The organism is Rhizobium sp. P1_B8 (genome assembly GCF_056406515.1).
The window spans coordinates 149,644-166,166 of record NZ_JBFTZZ010000005.1 but is presented as its reverse complement, the minus strand read 5'-3'; the positions used below and the strand labels follow the sequence as shown (position 1 = coordinate 166,166).

At 63.5% G+C, this 16,523-nt stretch carries 12 protein-coding genes, 1 tRNA gene and 1 pseudogene; 7 read left to right on the top strand and 7 right to left on the bottom strand.

Annotation, left to right across the window (positions count from 1 at the left end; translation table 11 throughout):
- Window positions 1-32: 32 nt before the first annotated feature.
- Window positions 33-671, bottom strand: a complete 639-nt coding sequence (locus AC1D2N_RS09240) for a nucleotidyltransferase domain-containing protein (protein ID WP_245484536.1) — start codon at window positions 669-671, stop codon at window positions 33-35.
- A gap of 158 nt (window positions 672-829) precedes the next feature.
- Window positions 830-903: transfer RNA gene (locus AC1D2N_RS09235), tRNA-Gln, on the bottom strand.
- 162 nt (window positions 904-1,065) lie between these two features.
- On the opposite strand from AC1D2N_RS09235, the gene AC1D2N_RS09230 reads away from it, so the two are divergent.
- Genes AC1D2N_RS09230 through AC1D2N_RS09220 form a run of 3 tightly spaced genes read left to right on the top strand, consistent with a single transcriptional unit; the run spans window position 1,066 to window position 4,166 of the window.
- Window positions 1,066-1,974 carry an MBL fold metallo-hydrolase gene (locus AC1D2N_RS09230; protein WP_130651892.1) on the top strand — a complete coding sequence of 303 codons (909 nt, stop codon included), beginning with the start codon at window positions 1,066-1,068 and terminating at the stop codon, window positions 1,972-1,974.
- A gap of 21 nt (window positions 1,975-1,995) precedes the next feature.
- Window positions 1,996-2,445: a thiol-disulfide oxidoreductase DCC family protein gene (locus AC1D2N_RS09225; RefSeq protein WP_018240968.1), complete on the top strand. Its 450-nt coding sequence runs from the start codon at window positions 1,996-1,998 to the stop codon at window positions 2,443-2,445.
- Window positions 2,442-4,166: a saccharopine dehydrogenase family protein gene (locus AC1D2N_RS09220; protein WP_130651891.1), complete on the top strand. Its 1,725-nt coding sequence runs from the start codon at window positions 2,442-2,444 to the stop codon at window positions 4,164-4,166. The genes AC1D2N_RS09225 and AC1D2N_RS09220 overlap by 4 nt, the downstream gene beginning before the upstream one ends.
- A gap of 341 nt (window positions 4,167-4,507) precedes the next feature.
- Here AC1D2N_RS09220 and AC1D2N_RS09215 read toward each other — a convergent pair.
- Both AC1D2N_RS09215 and AC1D2N_RS09210 read right to left on the bottom strand, forming a co-directional pair.
- Window positions 4,508-6,370, bottom strand: a pseudogene (locus tag AC1D2N_RS09215) (adenylate/guanylate cyclase domain-containing protein).
- Window positions 6,371-6,761: 391 nt separating this feature from the next.
- Window positions 6,762-7,658 carry a DUF1499 domain-containing protein gene (locus AC1D2N_RS09210; protein ID WP_477981170.1) on the bottom strand — a complete coding sequence of 299 codons (897 nt, stop codon included), beginning with the start codon at window positions 7,656-7,658 and terminating at the stop codon, window positions 6,762-6,764.
- Window positions 7,659-7,998: 340 nt separating this feature from the next.
- On the opposite strand from AC1D2N_RS09210, the gene AC1D2N_RS09205 reads away from it, so the two are divergent.
- Window positions 7,999-8,391, top strand: coding sequence for a hypothetical protein (locus AC1D2N_RS09205; RefSeq protein WP_018240964.1), 393 nt, complete (start codon window positions 7,999-8,001; stop codon window positions 8,389-8,391).
- A gap of 15 nt (window positions 8,392-8,406) precedes the next feature.
- On the opposite strand, the gene AC1D2N_RS09200 is transcribed toward AC1D2N_RS09205, so the two are convergent.
- On the bottom strand, window positions 8,407-8,652 hold the full coding sequence (locus AC1D2N_RS09200; RefSeq protein ID WP_018449220.1) for a hypothetical protein: 246 nt from the start codon (window positions 8,650-8,652) through the stop codon (window positions 8,407-8,409).
- Between the two features lie 143 nt (window positions 8,653-8,795).
- On the opposite strand from AC1D2N_RS09200, the gene AC1D2N_RS09195 reads away from it, so the two are divergent.
- A complete protein-coding gene (locus tag AC1D2N_RS09195) occupies window positions 8,796-8,993 on the top strand; it encodes a hypothetical protein (RefSeq protein WP_130651889.1) in 198 nt (65 codons plus the stop codon).
- A 258-nt stretch (window positions 8,994-9,251) separates the two neighbouring features.
- Window positions 9,252-9,530 carry a hypothetical protein gene (locus AC1D2N_RS09190; protein ID WP_018240962.1) on the top strand — a complete coding sequence of 93 codons (279 nt, stop codon included), beginning with the start codon at window positions 9,252-9,254 and terminating at the stop codon, window positions 9,528-9,530.
- A gap of 37 nt (window positions 9,531-9,567) precedes the next feature.
- Here the strand turns inward: AC1D2N_RS09190 and ppdK are convergent, their stop codons facing one another.
- Window positions 9,568-12,276 carry a pyruvate, phosphate dikinase gene (ppdK, locus tag AC1D2N_RS09185; protein WP_018240961.1) on the bottom strand — a complete coding sequence of 903 codons (2,709 nt, stop codon included), beginning with the start codon at window positions 12,274-12,276 and terminating at the stop codon, window positions 9,568-9,570.
- A 441-nt stretch (window positions 12,277-12,717) separates the two neighbouring features.
- Here ppdK and AC1D2N_RS09180 point away from each other — a divergent pair, with 441 nt between their 5' ends.
- Window positions 12,718-12,978, top strand: coding sequence for a hypothetical protein (locus AC1D2N_RS09180; RefSeq protein ID WP_165403069.1), 261 nt, complete (start codon window positions 12,718-12,720; stop codon window positions 12,976-12,978).
- Here AC1D2N_RS09180 and smc read toward each other — a convergent pair.
- Window positions 12,975-16,436: a chromosome segregation protein SMC gene (gene smc / locus AC1D2N_RS09175; protein WP_130651888.1), complete on the bottom strand. Its 3,462-nt coding sequence runs from the start codon at window positions 16,434-16,436 to the stop codon at window positions 12,975-12,977. The two genes, AC1D2N_RS09180 and smc, sit on opposite strands and share 4 nt — an antisense overlap.
- Between the last annotated feature and the right edge of the window lie 87 nt (window positions 16,437-16,523).

Below are 16,523 nucleotides of genomic sequence, written 5' to 3'. Positions count from 1 at the left end.
TCGAAGGGCCGCTTCTGGTCAACGTAGTCTCTTCACATCGGTATTGATTCCGGACGAGGTCCAAGCACTACCAGTCCTTCGTTTAGAAACGCTTGCCATAAGGGATCGCCGCTTTGGCGCAATCGTTTCAGGTCAGTGATAGACAGGGTATTGATCGACGGCGAAAACGATAGCTCTTTTCCTTTGGCTGCAAGAAAATCGATGCTTCCGTTTTGTATCGTTTCGATGTCTGGCGCATGAGCTATGAGCGCCACGTCCAGATCGCTTGAGGCGTTGTCTTCGCCCCTCGCGACGCTGCCAAATACCCATGCCGCCACAACTTTGTCCCCGAAGAGGGAGGCACATTCTTTCACTGCGGCAAGGATATGGGCAAAGCGGTTTTCCTCAGTCTCGAACAGGATTTGCACCGGGATAGAGAATGGTGAGCCTCGATTGAGACTAAAAAGACGGGCATATCCGGTTCCACTTTCGGTAACGATTTGAAAACTTGCGAGGGTTGCCAACGAGGCGAGTATGGGAGGGCGGGATATTTTGGTTCTGTTGACGAGATTGCCAACACTCAATTGCCCGCCGTGAAGCGATAATTCCCGCATCACCCGCACATTCGTTTCGTTCCCCAAAATAGTTGAAAGCGGGAAGCGCAGAGCGCTTTCTGGGTTTGGTCGCGCCATAAAGGCCTCATTGTATAGATATCTTTATGATATAATCATATCTATATGTTTGTAAAGATATCAATACAATCCTATGGTCATCTTTGTAATGACATAGGAGAGATCCGCGCCGCTTCATGAGGGTGCAAAGATCAGCAATAAAAGGGTAAAATCAGCAGTGGCTGGGGCGCCTGGATTCGAACCAGGGATGACGGTACCAAAAACCGTTGCCTTACCGCTTGGCGACGCCCCACCAGAGCTTGAGCGGAAACCGCTTGCTCAAATCGACGCCTGATTAGCAAAGCTCTTCGCCTGTCACAATGACTAAGTTTAACCCGGCGCAGATTTATGCGCTGCGTAGCGGCCGCCGTCGTGCTAGGAATTGGCGACGTTATCGGCCCGAGATCATTCCTTCATGGACACGCCCGCATTCGACCTCGCTTTCGAGCCGGCCTATGGGCAAGCCGTGCCGGTGGTTGCAGGGGTCGAGCGGGTTACAGTGAACAATCCCGGCCCTTTTACCTTTTTCGGCACCAACAGCTATATCGTCGGCTCTTCCTCGGTCGCGGTCATCGATCCCGGCCCGGAGGACGAGGCGCATTTTCAGGCGCTGATGGCAGCGCTTGGCGGCCGCGCGGTGACGCATATCTTCGTCAGCCACACGCATCGCGACCACTCTCCCCTCGCCGGCCGGCTGCAGGCGGCAACGGGGGCGGTGACGGTGGGCCGGGGGCCGCACCGGCCGGCGCGGCCGCTGCGGGATGGCGAGATCAATCCCTTTGCCGAAAGCTCGGATCTATCATTCGTGCCCGACATAACGATCGGTGACGGCGAGACACTATCGGGCGATGGCTGGGCGCTGACGGCGGTGTTGACGCCGGGGCACACGGCCAATCATGCCGCCTTCTCGCTTGCGGGTCGCGACATCCTCTTCTCCGGCGATCACGTCATGGCCTGGTCGACCTCGATCGTCGCGCCGCCGGATGGTTCGATGGCGGATTACATGGAATCGCTCGAGCGGCTGATTGCGCGCGACGACCGGCTGCTGCTGCCCGGCCATGGCGGGCCGGTGACGGAGCCGGCCGGATTCCTCCGGGCGCTGAAAGCGCATCGTCTCAGGCGCGAGCAGGCGGTGCTGGCGCGCGTGCGGGCGGGCGACACTCAGATTGCCGAGATGGTGAAGGTGATCTATCGCGATACCGATCCGAAGCTGCATGGGGCGGCCGCCCTTTCGGTGCTCGCCCATATCGAGGATCTCCTGGAGCGCGGCGAGATTGCGGCCGATGGGCCGCCTTCGCTTGCCGCCACCTACCGGCTGTTGTAAGCGGGAGATGGGGAGATTACCATGACGCGTGCCGCTTACAGCTATCGCAGCGATGCCGATGTGCCTGATTTTGCCGATGACCAGCCGCTGATCGTCTTTGATGGCGAATGCGTGTTCTGTTCCGGCTGGGTGAAATTCGTGCTGAAACATGACAAGCAGCAGCGATACCGCTTCCTCGCGGCGCAGACGCCGCTCGGTGCCGCACTCTACCGGCATTACGGGCTCGATGCGCGCGACTATGAGACCAATATCCTGATCGAAGAGGGTCGCGGCTTCTTCAAATCCGACGGCACGATCCGCATGGTGGCGGGCCTCGGCTTTCCCTATTCGCTGGTCAAGATCTTCCGGCTGCTGCCGCGGCGGGCGGCCGATGCGCTCTATGAATTCATCGCCCGCAACCGGCTGAAGATTGCCGGGCGGCAAAGCTGCATGGTGCCGACGCCGGAGCAGCGGCGCCGCTTCGTCTCATGAGCGCCGACCGGTTTTCGCTGCTCATCATCGGCGGCTATGGCACCTTCGGCGGGCGGCTTGCCCGGCTGCTTGGCGATCAACCCAGGCTCAGGCTGCTGGTTGCGGGGCGCTCGCTTGAAAAGGCTGACGATTTCGTTGCAGATCTCCGGACGCCGAAAGATGGAGCCGAGGGCCTGGGAAGCAACAATCTCGGCGCGATGGTGCAGGCAGTGGCCTTCGATCGCGACGGCGATCTCACCGAACAGCTGACGCGGCTGAGGCCCGATCTCGTCGTCGATGCCTCGGGGCCGTTCCAGACTTTCAGGGAGGATGCCTATAAGGTGGCCGAGGCCTGCATCGATCTCGACATCGATTATGCCGATATCGCCGACAGCACCGGTTTCGTCGCCGGCATCGCTGGGCTCGATGCCGCAGCCAGGGCCAAGGGCACCTTTGCGCTCTCGGGGCTGAGCAGCCTGCCCGCCCTCTCCTTCGCCGCACTCGATGCGATGGCGCCGCATTTTTCCCGGATCGACAGTGTCTCGGCGGGCATTGCCCCATCGGCGCATGTGCGGATCGGGCTCAATGTCGTGAGAGCGATCGCGAGTTATGCCGGCAGGAAGGTCACCGTGCTGCGCGAGGGACGGCTGGCCGCCGGGCGCGGGCTGATCGATGCGATGCGGGTGACGGTGGCGCCGCCGGGGGTTACGCCGCTGCGCAGCCGGAAGTTCCTGCTTGTGGATGCGCCGGATCTGGCGCTGCTGCCGGCGCGCTTTGCCGATCTCAAATCCAGCTTCACCGGTGTCGGCACCGAGCCGCAGCCGCTGCAGCACTTGCTCAGCCTCGGGGCACGGCTGGTCCGCCTCCGGCTCCTGCCATCGCTGCTGCCGTTTGCGCGGCTGCTGCAAGGCGCCAGCCATCGTTTCGCGATCGGCGAACATCGCGGCGGCATGTTCGTCCGCGTCGGCGGTCTCGATCACGCGGGAAAGAGGCTGACTTCAGGCTGGCATCTGATTGCCGAAGGTGATGACGGGCCGTTCATTCCCATCATCGGCGTCGACGCGCTGGTGCGCCGGCTGCTGACCGGCGTGCGGCCGGAGCCTGGCGCGCGGCCGGCGGCGGGGGAATTGCGGCTTGAAGATTTCGAAGCGGCCTTCCGGCGTTTTCAGATCACATCGGGCATCCGGATGGAAACCGAGGCGGCGCCCCTGCCGCTCTACCACAGGATTCTCGGCAGCGCCTGGGAGCGGCTGCCGCCCGCCATTTCAGCCCTGCATGCCGGCGGCGCGCGCGTCGCCTCCGGCCGGGCGCGGATCGAGCGCGGCGGCGGGCTTCTGGCCAGGGTCGTCGCCCGCGTCATCGGCTTTCCCGAAGCGGGCTGGGAAGTGCCGGTCACGGTGCGCTTCGCAACCGATGGCGACAAGGAGATCTGGACCCGGGATTTCGGCGGCACGGTCTTCCGCAGCTTCCAGGTCGAGGGCAAGGGCCGCGACCGGCATCTGCTGACCGAAGTCTTCGGGCCGTTCCGGGTGCTGTTGGCGCTGGTGCCGGAGGGAGAGAAGTTGCGGCTCGTGGTGCGCGGCTGGCGGTTTTTCGGCATTCCGCTGCCGATGTTTCTGGCGCCGGGTGGGGATACGTATGAGGAGGAGCGGGATGGGCGGTTCCACTTCCATGTGGAGATCGGCGGGCGGCTGACGGGGTTGGTGGTGCGGTATACGGGGTGGTTGGTGGTGGAGGAGTGAGCGGTGGTTGCGGGTGATGCCGCCTTGGGAGGTGTGCCCTACCTCACCTTACCGGCGCGCCGTGATACCCCCCTCTGCCCTGCCGGGCATCTCCCCCACAGGTGGGGAGATCACAAGTAGCTTGAACTTCCCGCCCATCTATCGTTTCGCCGTTCTGGACGTTCATTGTTTGGGGAAGCCGGTGCGCCCAGCCAATCTCCCCACCTGTGGGGGAGATGCCCGGCAGGGCAGAGGGGGGCTGACACGGCACTCCGCTTCGCCGTCATTCCTTCCTCGGATCGCTTGCTGCCGCCTGCGGCGGCACGGTAGGGGCGTCGAAGGCTGAACATCAATCCGTTTGGCTATTGAGCGCGACCACTTGGAAGACCGGCGCGCGCAAGGTCTGCGGCGGCTTGATCGAGAATGGAAGGATCTCGGAAGTTCCAGGCCTGCCGCCACGACTGGATCGTCGCAGCCGGCGTTGACTTGAGCATCTTCTCGACGGCAGCTCGGGCGTCTGCCTGGCGACCAAGACGCATATAGGCAATGGCGAGTTGCAGTGGCGCGTCGGCAAATTCGGTGGTCTTCAGCACCTCAACTGCGTCTTCGTTTCTACCAAGCACGATGAAGATGAAGCCTCGCACGTAGTTAAAGAACCAGGACAATCCCGGATCCCGAGCGGCTGCAGAGTCGGTCAATTCCAACGCCTTTTCGGGTTGACCGGCCTGTAGGAAAATACTTCCTGCATCGGTGAGGGTGAAGGCATTGTATGGTGCCGCCGCAATGGCCTTGTTCATTTCCGCAACAGCCCCATCATGGTCCCCCTTGAGCGTTAGAAGCCACGCACGGAGCCAGTGTGCCAATCTCGCTACCTGCGGGCTCAGGTTCTTGTTTGAGAGGACCTTGTCGGCCAGTCGGCCCGCGTCCTGAAGATCAGCCTGCGGGTCAGAACTGTAAAGCAGCCCAACCTTCATCCAGTGAGACCACCCCAACTCCACGGTCAATAAGGGGGAGTCGGGGAACACCTGCAGCCCCTGCTGCGAGATGTCACCTGATCGCTCGAGTCCTTCCTTCGTGAAAAGGTTCAATTGGCTTTCCGCACGCAGGTAGTAGTCGTATTCAGCCAGGTTGGTGCTGTCCTTGCCCCAGGCCTGACTGTAGTCCGCTTTGCGTATGGCTCCCCATTCGCCCGTCATCGCCCCCACGATCTTGCCGGTCAACTCATCCTGAAGCGCCCATGGGTCGGTTCCGGCCTAGTCGAAGCGGTCTGCCCAAACATGGTCCCCCGTCTCAGCGTCGATGAGTTCCGCAACGATGCGCACCCTATCGCCTTCCTTGCGCACGCTGCCTTCGACGATATAGCCAACGCCCAACTCCTTGCCGATCTGGCGGACGTCACCTTCCTTGTCCTGATACGCAAACGATGACGTTCGCGAGACGACCGCGATATCAGCAAAGCGCGAGAGGATAGCGATGAGGTCGTTCGCCACCCCTTCTCCCAAGTATCCCAGGCTCTCGTCGGCACTCAGATCCTTGAAAGGAAGCACGGCGACGGATGGGATCGTACTGGAGACTGCAGGGGAGCGCGCTGTCAGTGGATAGTACAGCGCCATCCAGGCGGCCACCACGGCCACAATGGCTGCCGCGACTCCGAGTGCCCACCACGGACGGCCGATCCCGCGCTTGTGCGGAAGGCGTCGGCGTGGCGAGGCGTCGATGCGTACGTAGTAGACGTCGACAAGCTCTTCGATGTTCTTGACCTTCCGCTGCCCGGCAGAGTCGAAGGCAAACGCGAGCTTATTCTCGACTTCCTTCGCCACCTTGCCTGAAACACAGATCCCACCTGGGGGGGCGAGTTGCTCCAGCCTGGCCGCGACGTTCACACCTTCGCCATAGCGGTCATCGCCGTCCATGATCACTTCGCCGAGGTTGATGCCGATGCGGACGTTGAGTCTCTCCTCCTCCGCTACAGAAGCGTTGCGCTCCGCCATTCCGCGCTGGAGAGATACGGCACACTCGACAGCGTCGACCACGCTGCCGAACTCCGCGAGGAGGCCGTCGCCCATGAGCTTGAAGACCCGCCCATGATGCCCCGCAATCTCGGGCTCAAAAAGCTCAGTGCGTCGGGCTCGAAGGCGGTCAAAGGTGCCCGCTTCGTCTTGCTCCATAAGTGCGGAATATCCGACTACGTCGGCGGCCAGGATTGCAGATAATCTGCGTTCCATGTCTTTGCTCCCAACAGGAATTCCGCGCTAAACACCGTACATGATTTTGCTGCATGTTTCACGCGCGGCCGCAGAGTCAACCCAAGGAGCTGGGTCTTGGTCTTCCGTTTGCTTCACTGGTTTACGACAGCGTGACGCAGCTCCGTTTTTTCACACGGTGCGTGAGGCTGAGGCCGCATAGCAGTCGAGACGCAATAGCGATGGGTACGGTTCGCGCGGTGCTAGATTCGGCCGCGCCGTTGAGGACTCGAGGAACCAGCGTTTGGTGGCAGTTGCTGCCCTATAGCGCGAGTTTGCCGCACCCTCTCCCGGCCCTTCGCTTTGGGCTCAGGGCGTTCGCAACTGCAATCGATTCACTGGATCGATTGCTGGCGCTTTGCGCCACCGTTGCTCACCCCCCAGCAATCCCTAGCAGTTCGGCATCCAGCGCCTTCAGAAAATCACCGGCGATTTCGGCGCTGAAGCCGAGGTCGTGTTGGCCGTAGCGGGAGGCGACGCGGATGTCGACGAAGGTGGTTTCGGCCTCTTCACGGAGGCGGATGAGGATATCGAAGCGCAGGCCGAGGATCAGCGTGCGGGTGGTGCCCTGCAGCGTCACGCCGGTGGCGCCGCGGATCAGCTTGGCGACATCGTCGTCATAGGGGCGCGGCGTCGGCACGGGGACGATATCGGGCGCATCGGCCACCGGCGGCGGCTTGACCGGTCTGTCCTCGGGATCGCGGCCCGGCTCGGTGTCGCCACTGCTTTTGGTGATGGTAATGCCGCTCATCTTGGCGACCTTGCGCACTGCTTCCAGCACGCGGTCGAGCGCGCCCTCATAGCGCCGGCCGGTCAGTTCGGGATAGGCAGCGAGCTGCTTTTCGCGATCCTCCGGCGTCACATCAGCGTTGCGCTTCAGCCAGATCTGGTCGGAATAGGGCGGCGACAGCCAGTCGGGTGCGGAGACCGGATCGGTGGAGACGTCGTAGATATCAGGCAGGGTCAAATAATGCTCGGTGGCAAACGCGCCGAGCCCGAGCGGAACGGCGGCATAGATCAAAGCCGCCAGCGCCGCCAGCCCGCCTTCGGCCCCCGTCATCCAGAGGCTGCGCAGCCCGAGGGCTGCCAGCATGGCGGCGAGCAGCGCGCCGCCGGCGGCGGCAATCAGCAGCAGCACCAGATAGGGTGTGGCGAGGCCGCCAAAGCGGTGGGCGATCATCACGGCCAGCGCCAGCACCAGGGAAAACGCCCCGAGCAGCCGCGAAAAGCGGGCGGCGTTGGAAACGGGGCGGTCGAAGCGGATGGCCATCAAACTTACCGGTTGCTCGTCAGCGCCCGCGCGTTCGACCACGCAAATCGCCTCACCCCTGTTTAGAGCATGATGCCGAAAAGTGTGAAGCGGTTTTCGGACGACATCATGCTCAATTCTTTGATTTAGATCCGGATTCAGATTTTAGGCCGGCCCGGCCTAAAATCATCCGGATCTGGGGCAAGGTTCGGCTAAATTGAAACTATTGTCTGAGGCATTGCGTTGGAATCCACGGCGGAAGGCCATGGCGAAACGGGGGCTGCTTCATAAGCCCTTGCTGATATGTCAAAAAAGAGCCATTCTGCCGCGGTTTCATCTCCAGATGTAGAGGAGAGACGGGATGATTTCACCCGAGATTGCAGCAAGGCCGCAGGCGTCTGCGCTTGGCGGGATCGACCACCAGTCCGAGCCGATGCTGCCGATGGAGCTGCTCGAGCTCGAACTTTCGCTCGAAGGTTATGCCGGCGGCGATGCCGGCTTCTGCGAGGCGGTGCGCCAGGCAGCGGCACGCTCCGGCGGCGAACTGCTGTTCGACCTGCCGGCCGGCGGCCTCGTCCAGAATTGCCGGCGCATTGCCGTGCTGCGCATTCCGGATGACGGCCAGGAGATGCGCGTGGTGCTGGCGCTGCTCGACGATCACGGCACGGAGATCCGTATGCAGGCGCCCGATGAAGAGACCGCGCCGCTGGTGCGTTTCGCCGATGCCTTCATCGAATTGCTGGAGCGGATCTGAGTCTAGATCAAGATGTCAGCGCCGCTCAGCCGCAGCTTCGGCGACGCTGCGGAAGGGAAATTTGCGCCCGCATTCGCATTTGATCATGAAATTTTCCTGGTTGTTCGAGGGCCGCTGCACGCCAAAGCCGCGCGGCAGCTGATCGACCTTGAAATCCGGGTGCTTGCGCTTGGGATCGTCGACTTCCGAGGCTTCGGCGAAGCCCTCATTGCCACATTGCGGACAGTTCAGTTTTTTCGAAAATCGATCGCGAAGGGCCATGCTCGTTCCAGTGATTCCGGCCTCTTTTGGAGAGGCCATGCTTTCCTCATACAGAGGAATGCCCCTCATGCATAGAAAGCTTGGCCGGCGAAAGTGGAACCAAGTGCTGAGGCTGCCGTTCCTTTTTCGAAAAGGAGGTACTCATGCCCAGCAAAGACCCGATCCCGACACCCAATGCCGATACGCCGCGCGGCCCGACGCCGACACCCGGCATTCCCGACCCCATCCAGCAAAAACCGCCGCTGACGCCGGCACAGGATCCGGCCGATACGAAGAACCCGCAGGATCCGCCGCTCAATCCGGCGCTGCTGCCGATCGGGGATCCGGCTGGGGCGGCGTGATCCTGTTTCTCGGTGTCGGATTGGTGGTTGCCCCTCACCCTAACCCTCTCCCCGTTCTGACGGGGAGAGGGGACGTGCCCTGCGAGACGTTAGTGGGGAATGGAGAGGTCGCGGCATGTCCCCTTCGCCCCGCGCGCGGGGAGAAGGTGGCGGCAGCCGGATGAGGGGCTGGTCTCAGCGATCTCCCGGGCCAAGAGCGGCTTGACGCCCTCGCCCGAATGGCCTTTGCTCGGAGCGAGCATTCCAAGGAATAAACCAATGCGTATTCGTCTTCTCATCACCGTCATGGCCACCATCGTCGCCGGGCTCTCCGCCTGCCAGACGATGACGCCGGAGGAGCGGCGGGCGGCGGATGAGCAGCGGTGCCTGAGCTATGGCTTCCGCCGCGGCACGGATGGTTTTGCCACCTGCCTGCAGCGCATCGATCTCGACCGGCGGGCCGAATCGCGGGCGCAGAGTGCCGAGATGATGCAGAGCATGGCCTGGGATCTGAACGGGCCTTATATCTACCGAGATCGCTGGCGGTATCATCACTGAGCGCCACGGGCACTCCTGCCCAACTCCACCGAATATCTTACAAGCCTGCCCGCAGCTCTTTCGGACCGCGCCGGACCTCGTCCAGACCATTTGAAATCACCGCCTGCGCCGCCGCCAGTCTCGCGATCGGCACGCGGAACGGCGAGCAGGAGACATAATCGAGGCCGATCGTCTCGCAGAAGCGGATCGAGGCCGGGTCGCCGCCATGTTCGCCGCAGATGCCGAGCTTCATGTCGTTGCGGGTGCGCCGGCCACGTTCGGCGGCGATGCTGATCAATTCGCCGACACCGTCGAAATCGAGCGATATGAAGGGATCGTGCTCGATGATGCCCTTGCGCTGATAGGTGGGGATGAAGGCCGAGGCATCGTCGCGCGAGATGCCGAAGGTGGTCTGCGTCAGGTCGTTGGTGCCGAAGGAGAAGAATTCGGCAGCTTCTGCAATCACATGGGCGCGAAGGGCCGCGCGCGGCAGCTCGATCATCGTGCCGACGAGATAATCGATCTTCATGCCGGCCTCGCTCATCACGTCGCCGGCGACGGCATCGATGCGCGCCTTGACGTAATCGAGCTCGGCGCGCAGGCCGACGAGCGGCACCATGATTTCCGGCACGACGGCAGCCCCGGTCTCCTGGGCCGCGGCAATCGCCGCCTCGAAGATGGCGCGGGCCTGCATCTCGACGATTTCAGGATAGGAGATCGCCAGCCGGCAGCCGCGATGGCCGAGCATCGGGTTGAACTCGTGCAGCGCATCGACGCGCTGGCGAAGCACGGAGGGCTCCATGCCCATGGCGAAGGCGACCTCGGCCACCTCGTCGTCTGTTTTCGGCAGGAATTCGTGCAGCGGCGGATCGAGCAGGCGGATCGTTACCGGCAGGCCGTGCATGACGGTGAAGAGGCCGGTGAAATCGAGGCGCTGCATCGGCAGCAGCTTGTCGAGCGCCAGCCGCCTGCCCGTCTCATCGACGGCCAGGATCATCTCGCGCATGACATGGATGCGCTCGCCCTCGAAGAACATGTGCTCGGTGCGGCAAAGGCCGATGCCTTCGGCGCCGAAGGAGCGGGCGGCCAGCGCATCGGCCGGCGTATCGGCATTGGTGCGCACCGTCATGCGCCGGGCGCGGTCGGCCCAGCCCATGATGCGGCCGAAATCGCCCGACAGCGCCGGCTGGATCATCGGCACCTCGCCCTTCAGCACCTGGCCGGCCGAGCCGTCAATGGTGATGATATCGCCCTTCTTCAGGGTGACGCCGATGCCGAGCAGCCGCTCGTTGCGTTGATCGATGCGCATGGTGCCGGCGCCGACGACGCAGGGGATGCCCATGCCGCGGGCAACGACCGCCGCATGGCTGGTCATGCCGCCGCGGGTGGTGAGAATGCCTTCGGCGGCATGCATGCCGTGAATATCCTCAGGGCTGGTCTCGACCCTGAGCAGGATGACCTTGCGGCCTTCGGATTCCGCCTCGACCGCCTCTTCCGCTGTGAAGACGATGGCGCCGGTGGCAGCGCCCGGCGACGCCGGCAGCCCGGTGCCGATCACCTGGCGGGTGACGCGCGGATCGATGGTGGGATGCAGCAGCTGGTCGAGGCTGGAGGGCTCGATGCGCAGCACCGCCTCATCCTCGGTGATCACCCCCTCGTCGACCATGTCGACGGCGATCTTCATTGCCGCCCGGGTCGAGCGTTTGCCCGAACGGGTCTGCAGCATCCACAGCCTGCCGCGCTCGATGGTGAATTCGATATCCTGCATGTCGCGGTAATGGATCTCGAGCTCGGTGCAGATGTGGCAGAGCTCGCGAAACGCCTCGGGCATCAGCTTTTCCATCGAGGGTTTTTCGGAGCCGGAGGAAATCCGCCCCTCCTCGGTGATGCTTTGCGGCGTGCGGATGCCGGCCACCACATCCTCGCCCTGGGCATTGACCAGGAATTCGCCGTAAAGCGCCCTCTCGCCGGTCGAGGGGTTGCGGGTGAAGGCAACGCCAGTGGCGGACGAATTGCCGAGATTGCCGAAGACCATCGCCTGGATGTTGATCGCCGTGCCCCAGCCTTCCGGAATATTGTGGAGCTGGCGGTAGGTGACGGCGCGCGCGCTCATCCAGCTGGAAAAGACGGCGCCGACCGCGCCCCAGAGCTGGACTTCGGGATCCTGCGGGAATTCCCGCTCCAGCTCCTCCTCGATCAGCTTCTTGTAGAGCGAGACGATATGCTGCCATTCCGAGGCGCTGAGTTCGGTATCGAATTCATGGCCGAGCTTGGCCTTCTCGTCTTCCAGGATCTCCTCGAAGGCGTCGTTGCCGAGGCCCATGACGACATCGGCATACATCTGGATGAAGCGGCGGTAGCTGTCCCAGGCAAAACGCGCGTCGCCGGCATCATGACCGAGCGCCTGCACCGTCTCGTCGTTGAGGCCGAGATTGAGCACCGTGTCCATCATCCCCGGCATCGAGACACGGGCGCCGGAGCGCACCGACAAGAGCAGCGGCTGGCTGACGGAGCCAAAGTGGCGGCCGGTGACCGCTTCGATCGCCGATATGCCGGCGCGCACCTCAGCCTTCACCGCATCCTCGATATGGCGGCCATTCTTGTAATAGGTGTTGCAGGCGTCGCTGACGATCGTCAGCCCCGGCGGCACCGGCAATCCGAGCGCGCACATTTCCGCCAGATTGGCGCCCTTGCCGCCCAGAATCTCGTGATCGCGCGCCCGGCCCTCAGCCTGTCCGTCGCCGAACCTATAGACCCACTTGGTCATCTTCCCCCCAACACCAAATCGGGATCAGCTTAATCCGTTGGTGTTGAAATGAAAATCGACAAATGCGGCAGAATGTTGCGCTGCACAATAAATCTTGGCCGCGGCAGGCATCGAAACGGTTGAAAGGCGCCCAAACAGCAAACAAGGCATAAAAAAAGCTTTGCGGGACTGCAACAATGTCCCGCAAAGCCTTGTTTCCGTCCGGCCAGGAAAACCGGACGGGGGGTCCCTCAACCCAGGAACGGCTCAGCTTTTTGTAAAGAGACCGCTCTGACCTTGTCATACGCAATTCCTGGGAAAATAGATCGCTACTTCCCAAGATTTGCTCTCGGTTTCCGGTTCTTGCCCTCGCCCGGAAAACCGCACGCAAATTCGACAATGCGCAACCTTTGGTCGCCCGCTTTCCAGCAGAGTAATTAGGTTGCGTTGAAACAACTTCTAATGCAAGTCAGCGAAAAGAGCATCACCCAAATGGGGTACAAGCGACAAGAGAGCCGACCTTTTTTGGTGTTTATTGCTCGGCCCTTGATTTTACGCAATTTCCGGGCGCAAAACCGCGCCGCACCTTTGCTGAAATTGCGCCTGCCTGGTTTCACGCAATCCCGGACGGAAAACCGCCGCGCACTTTTCCTGGAATTATTGTCTTTGGTTTCGCAATTCCGGACGGAAAACCGCTGCGCACTTTTCCTGGAATTGCTTTAGGCAATCTCGCGCAGGCGCTCGGCCATTTGCAGGTCGACGGAGACGAGCTGGGAGACGCCCTGCTCGGCCATGGTGACGCCGAAGAGGCGGTTCATGCGGGCCATGGTGATCGGATTATGGGTGATGATGACGAAGCGGGTTTCGGTGGAGGCCGCCATTTCGTCCATCAGGTTGCAGTAGCGCTCGACATTGTGGTCGTCGAGCGGCGCGTCCACTTCGTCGAGCACGCAGATCGGCGCCGGATTGGTGAGGAAGACGGCGAAGATCAGCGCCATTGCCGTCAGCGCTTGCTCGCCGCCCGATAGCAGCGTCATGGTCTGCGGCTTCTTGCCGGGCGGACGGGCGAGGATTTCCAGGCCGGCTTCCAGCGGATCGTCGGATTCGATCAGCTGCAGCTCGGCGGTGCCGCCGCCGAAAAGATGGGTGAACAGCCGCTGGAACTGGGCGTTGACGATGTCGAAGGCGGCGATCAGCCGTTCGCGGCCCTCGCGGTTGAGGCTCTGAATGGCGCCGCGCAGCTTGCGGATCGCATCGATGACATCGTCGCGTTCCTTGATCAGCGCTTCGAGCTTCTCGCTCAGCTCCTTCTGCTCCTCGTCGGCGCGCAGGTTGACAGCACCCAGCCGCTCGCGCTCGATCCGCAGGCGTTCGAGCTCGCGCTCGACTTCGCGCGGATCGGGAAGCGCCTGCATGGTCGGGCGCCCGGTCAGCTGCAGCGCCTCGTGCGGGGCGACGTTCAGGACCTCGCGGATGCGGCCTTCGCTTTCCTGCCGCTTCTCGCGGGCAGAGACCAGGCGCTCCTCGGCGCGGCCGCGGCGTTCACGGCATTCGGCAAGTTCCGACAGCGCCGTCGTCGCCTTTTGGTCGGCCTCGCGCTGGATGCGTTCGGCCTCAGCCAACAGATCGCTGGCCTGGCGGCGCGCCTCCTCGGCCTTCTGCAATTCGCTGAGCAGAGCGCGGCGCTTGTCGTCGAATTCATCCGGCGCCAGTTCGAGCTCGGCTGCCTCTTCGCGCGCCTCTTCCTCGCGTTCACGCAGCGTGGCGACATGGTCTTCGGCGCTTGCCGCCCGCTGGCGCCAGGTGTCGCGCTCCTGGCCGATCGCCATGATGCGGCGCTGGCGGGCCTCGTTTTCCCGCGCCAGGCTTTCATGGCGGGCGCGGCTTTCGGCCAGCGCGCCGCGATCGGTCGCGACTTCCGCCTGCTGGAACCGCAGCCGCTCGTCGATCGCAGTCAGATCGGGCGCGTCCTCCAGCTCGATGCGGGCATTCTCTTCCTGGATGGCGATCTCCTCCAGCTGCGCGCGCAGCTGGCTGGCGGCCTCGCTGACGACATCGCGGCGGCGAATGAGATCGCCGGAAGCACGCTCGGCGGCAACAAGCGCATCACGCGCTTCGGCGAGATGACGCGCCGACAGGCGGCTCATGTCGCGCGCCTCGGCAAGTCGGCGCTCCTCGGCGCGGATCGCTTCGGCGGCAGCGGCCTGCCGCTCTTCGGCTTCGGCAAGCACGTCGCGGGCAAGGGCTGCTTCGCTTTCGAGTTCGGCCAGACGGTTCTTCTGGGCAAGGCGCAGCGCCGCCGCACTCGGGGCGTCGGCACCGGTGACATGGCCGTCCCAGCGATAGACCGCACCCTCTTTCGTCACCAGCCGCTGGCCGGGCTTCAGCGCCGCCATCAGCGACTCGGCATCGCCTTCCGCGACCAGGCCGATCTGGCGCAGCCGGCGGGTGAGTGCCGCCGGCGCGCGGACATGATCGAGCAGCGGCGCAACACCGGATGGAAGGGCGGGATCGGCAGCGCCATCGCCATTGTCCGACCAATGGGCCGGCGCCTCGGCATCGAGCGGCGATTCCAGATCGTCGCCGAGGGCAGCACCGAGTGCGGTCTCGAAGCCGCGGTCGACCTTCAGTTCGTCGGCAACCGGCGGAAATTTGCCGGCGGCGGCACCGGCGGCGAGCATGCGGGAAATGGTGCGGGCCTCGGTTTCCAGCGCATTCAGGCTCGAACGGGCCTGATCGACCGGCGCGCGCGACAGCGCCTCGGTCTGGCGGGCAACGGCAAGCGCCTGGTCGACCAGCTGAACCGCCGCTTCCGCGTCGGCGACGGCGATCTCGCCGGCTTCGACGATGGCGCGTTTTTCGTCGGGATCGGGCAGGCCGGCGATCTTCTCGCCGACGGCTGACAGTTCCTGGTTTGCCTCGTCCATCTGGCGTTCGAGGCGCATCCGCCGGTCGGTGAGATCGCGGATGGCGCGTTCCAGCTGGTTGCGGCCGGCAGCCGCCTCGGCGCGCTCGGCCGTCAGCGCCGTAAAGATGCGCTCGCTGTCGGCAAGTTTTGCCGCCGCCTCCTCGAAGGCCTCGCGGGTTTCCTCGGCATAACGGCCGGAATCGGCGAGGATTTCTGAAATCTCCGCCTCTTCGGCGTCGAGCCTCGCCAGGATGACGGCATTGTCGGCCACCAGCCGCTCCTCGCGGCTTATATCCTCGGCAAGCTGGGCAAGACGGCGGGTCAGCTCGTCGCGGCGGCGCAGAATGCGGCCGGCATCTTCCTCCAGCTGGCTTCTGGCGATCTGCAGGCGCTGCAGGGCGGCGGCCGCACGCGCCTCGCCCTCGCGCAGTTCGGGCAGTTTCAGGCTGGCGATGCCCTGGTTCTTCGCCGCCTCCATCTGCATCTGCGCCTTTTCGGCGACGACGGATGTCGCCTGGTTCAGCGCGCTCTCGGCCTCGGCCTCGGCTTCCTTGGCCTGCACCCAGCGGATATGCAGCAGCATCGCCTCGCGGGCGCGGATATCGGCAGACAGCGTCTTGAAGCGATTTGCCTGGCGAGCCTGCCGCTTCAGGCTCTCGATCTGGCTTTCGAGCTGCGAGGTGACGTCGTCGAGACGTTCGAGATTGCCTTCGGCGGCGCGCAGCCGCAGCTCGGCCTCGTGGCGGCGGGAATGCAGGCCTGAGATGCCGGCCGCCTCTTCGAGCAGCTGGCGGCGGGCCTGCGGCTTGGCCTGGATCAGCTCGCCGATACGCCCCTGCCCGACCATCGACGGCGACCGCGCGCCGGTGGAGGCGTCGGCAAACAGCAGCTGCACGTCCTTGGCGCGGCTTTCCTTGCCGTTGATGCGATAGAGCGAACCCTGTTCACGCTCGATGCGGCGGGTGACCTGGATCTCGTCGCTGTCGTTGAAGGCGGCAGGCGCGGTGCGCTCGCCATTGTCGAGATAGAGCGCCACTTCGGCGGTGTTGCGCGCCGGGCGGTTGCCGGAACCCGAAAAGATCACGTCGTCCATGCCGGAGGCGCGCATGTTCTTGTAGGAATTCTCGCCCATCACCCAGCGCAGCGCCTCGACGAGGTTCGACTTGCCGCAGCCGTTCGGGCCGACAACGCCGGTCAGTCCCCGCTCGATGATGAATTCCGTCGGCTCGACGAAGGATTTGAAGCCGACCAGGCGCAGCTTGTTGAACTTCATGCAGCCGCTCCGCAGCGCGGGACGGGCTTGTCATGCAGCCACAAAAAAACGGGCGCACGGCTTTCGCCGTCGCCCGTTCTATCGAAA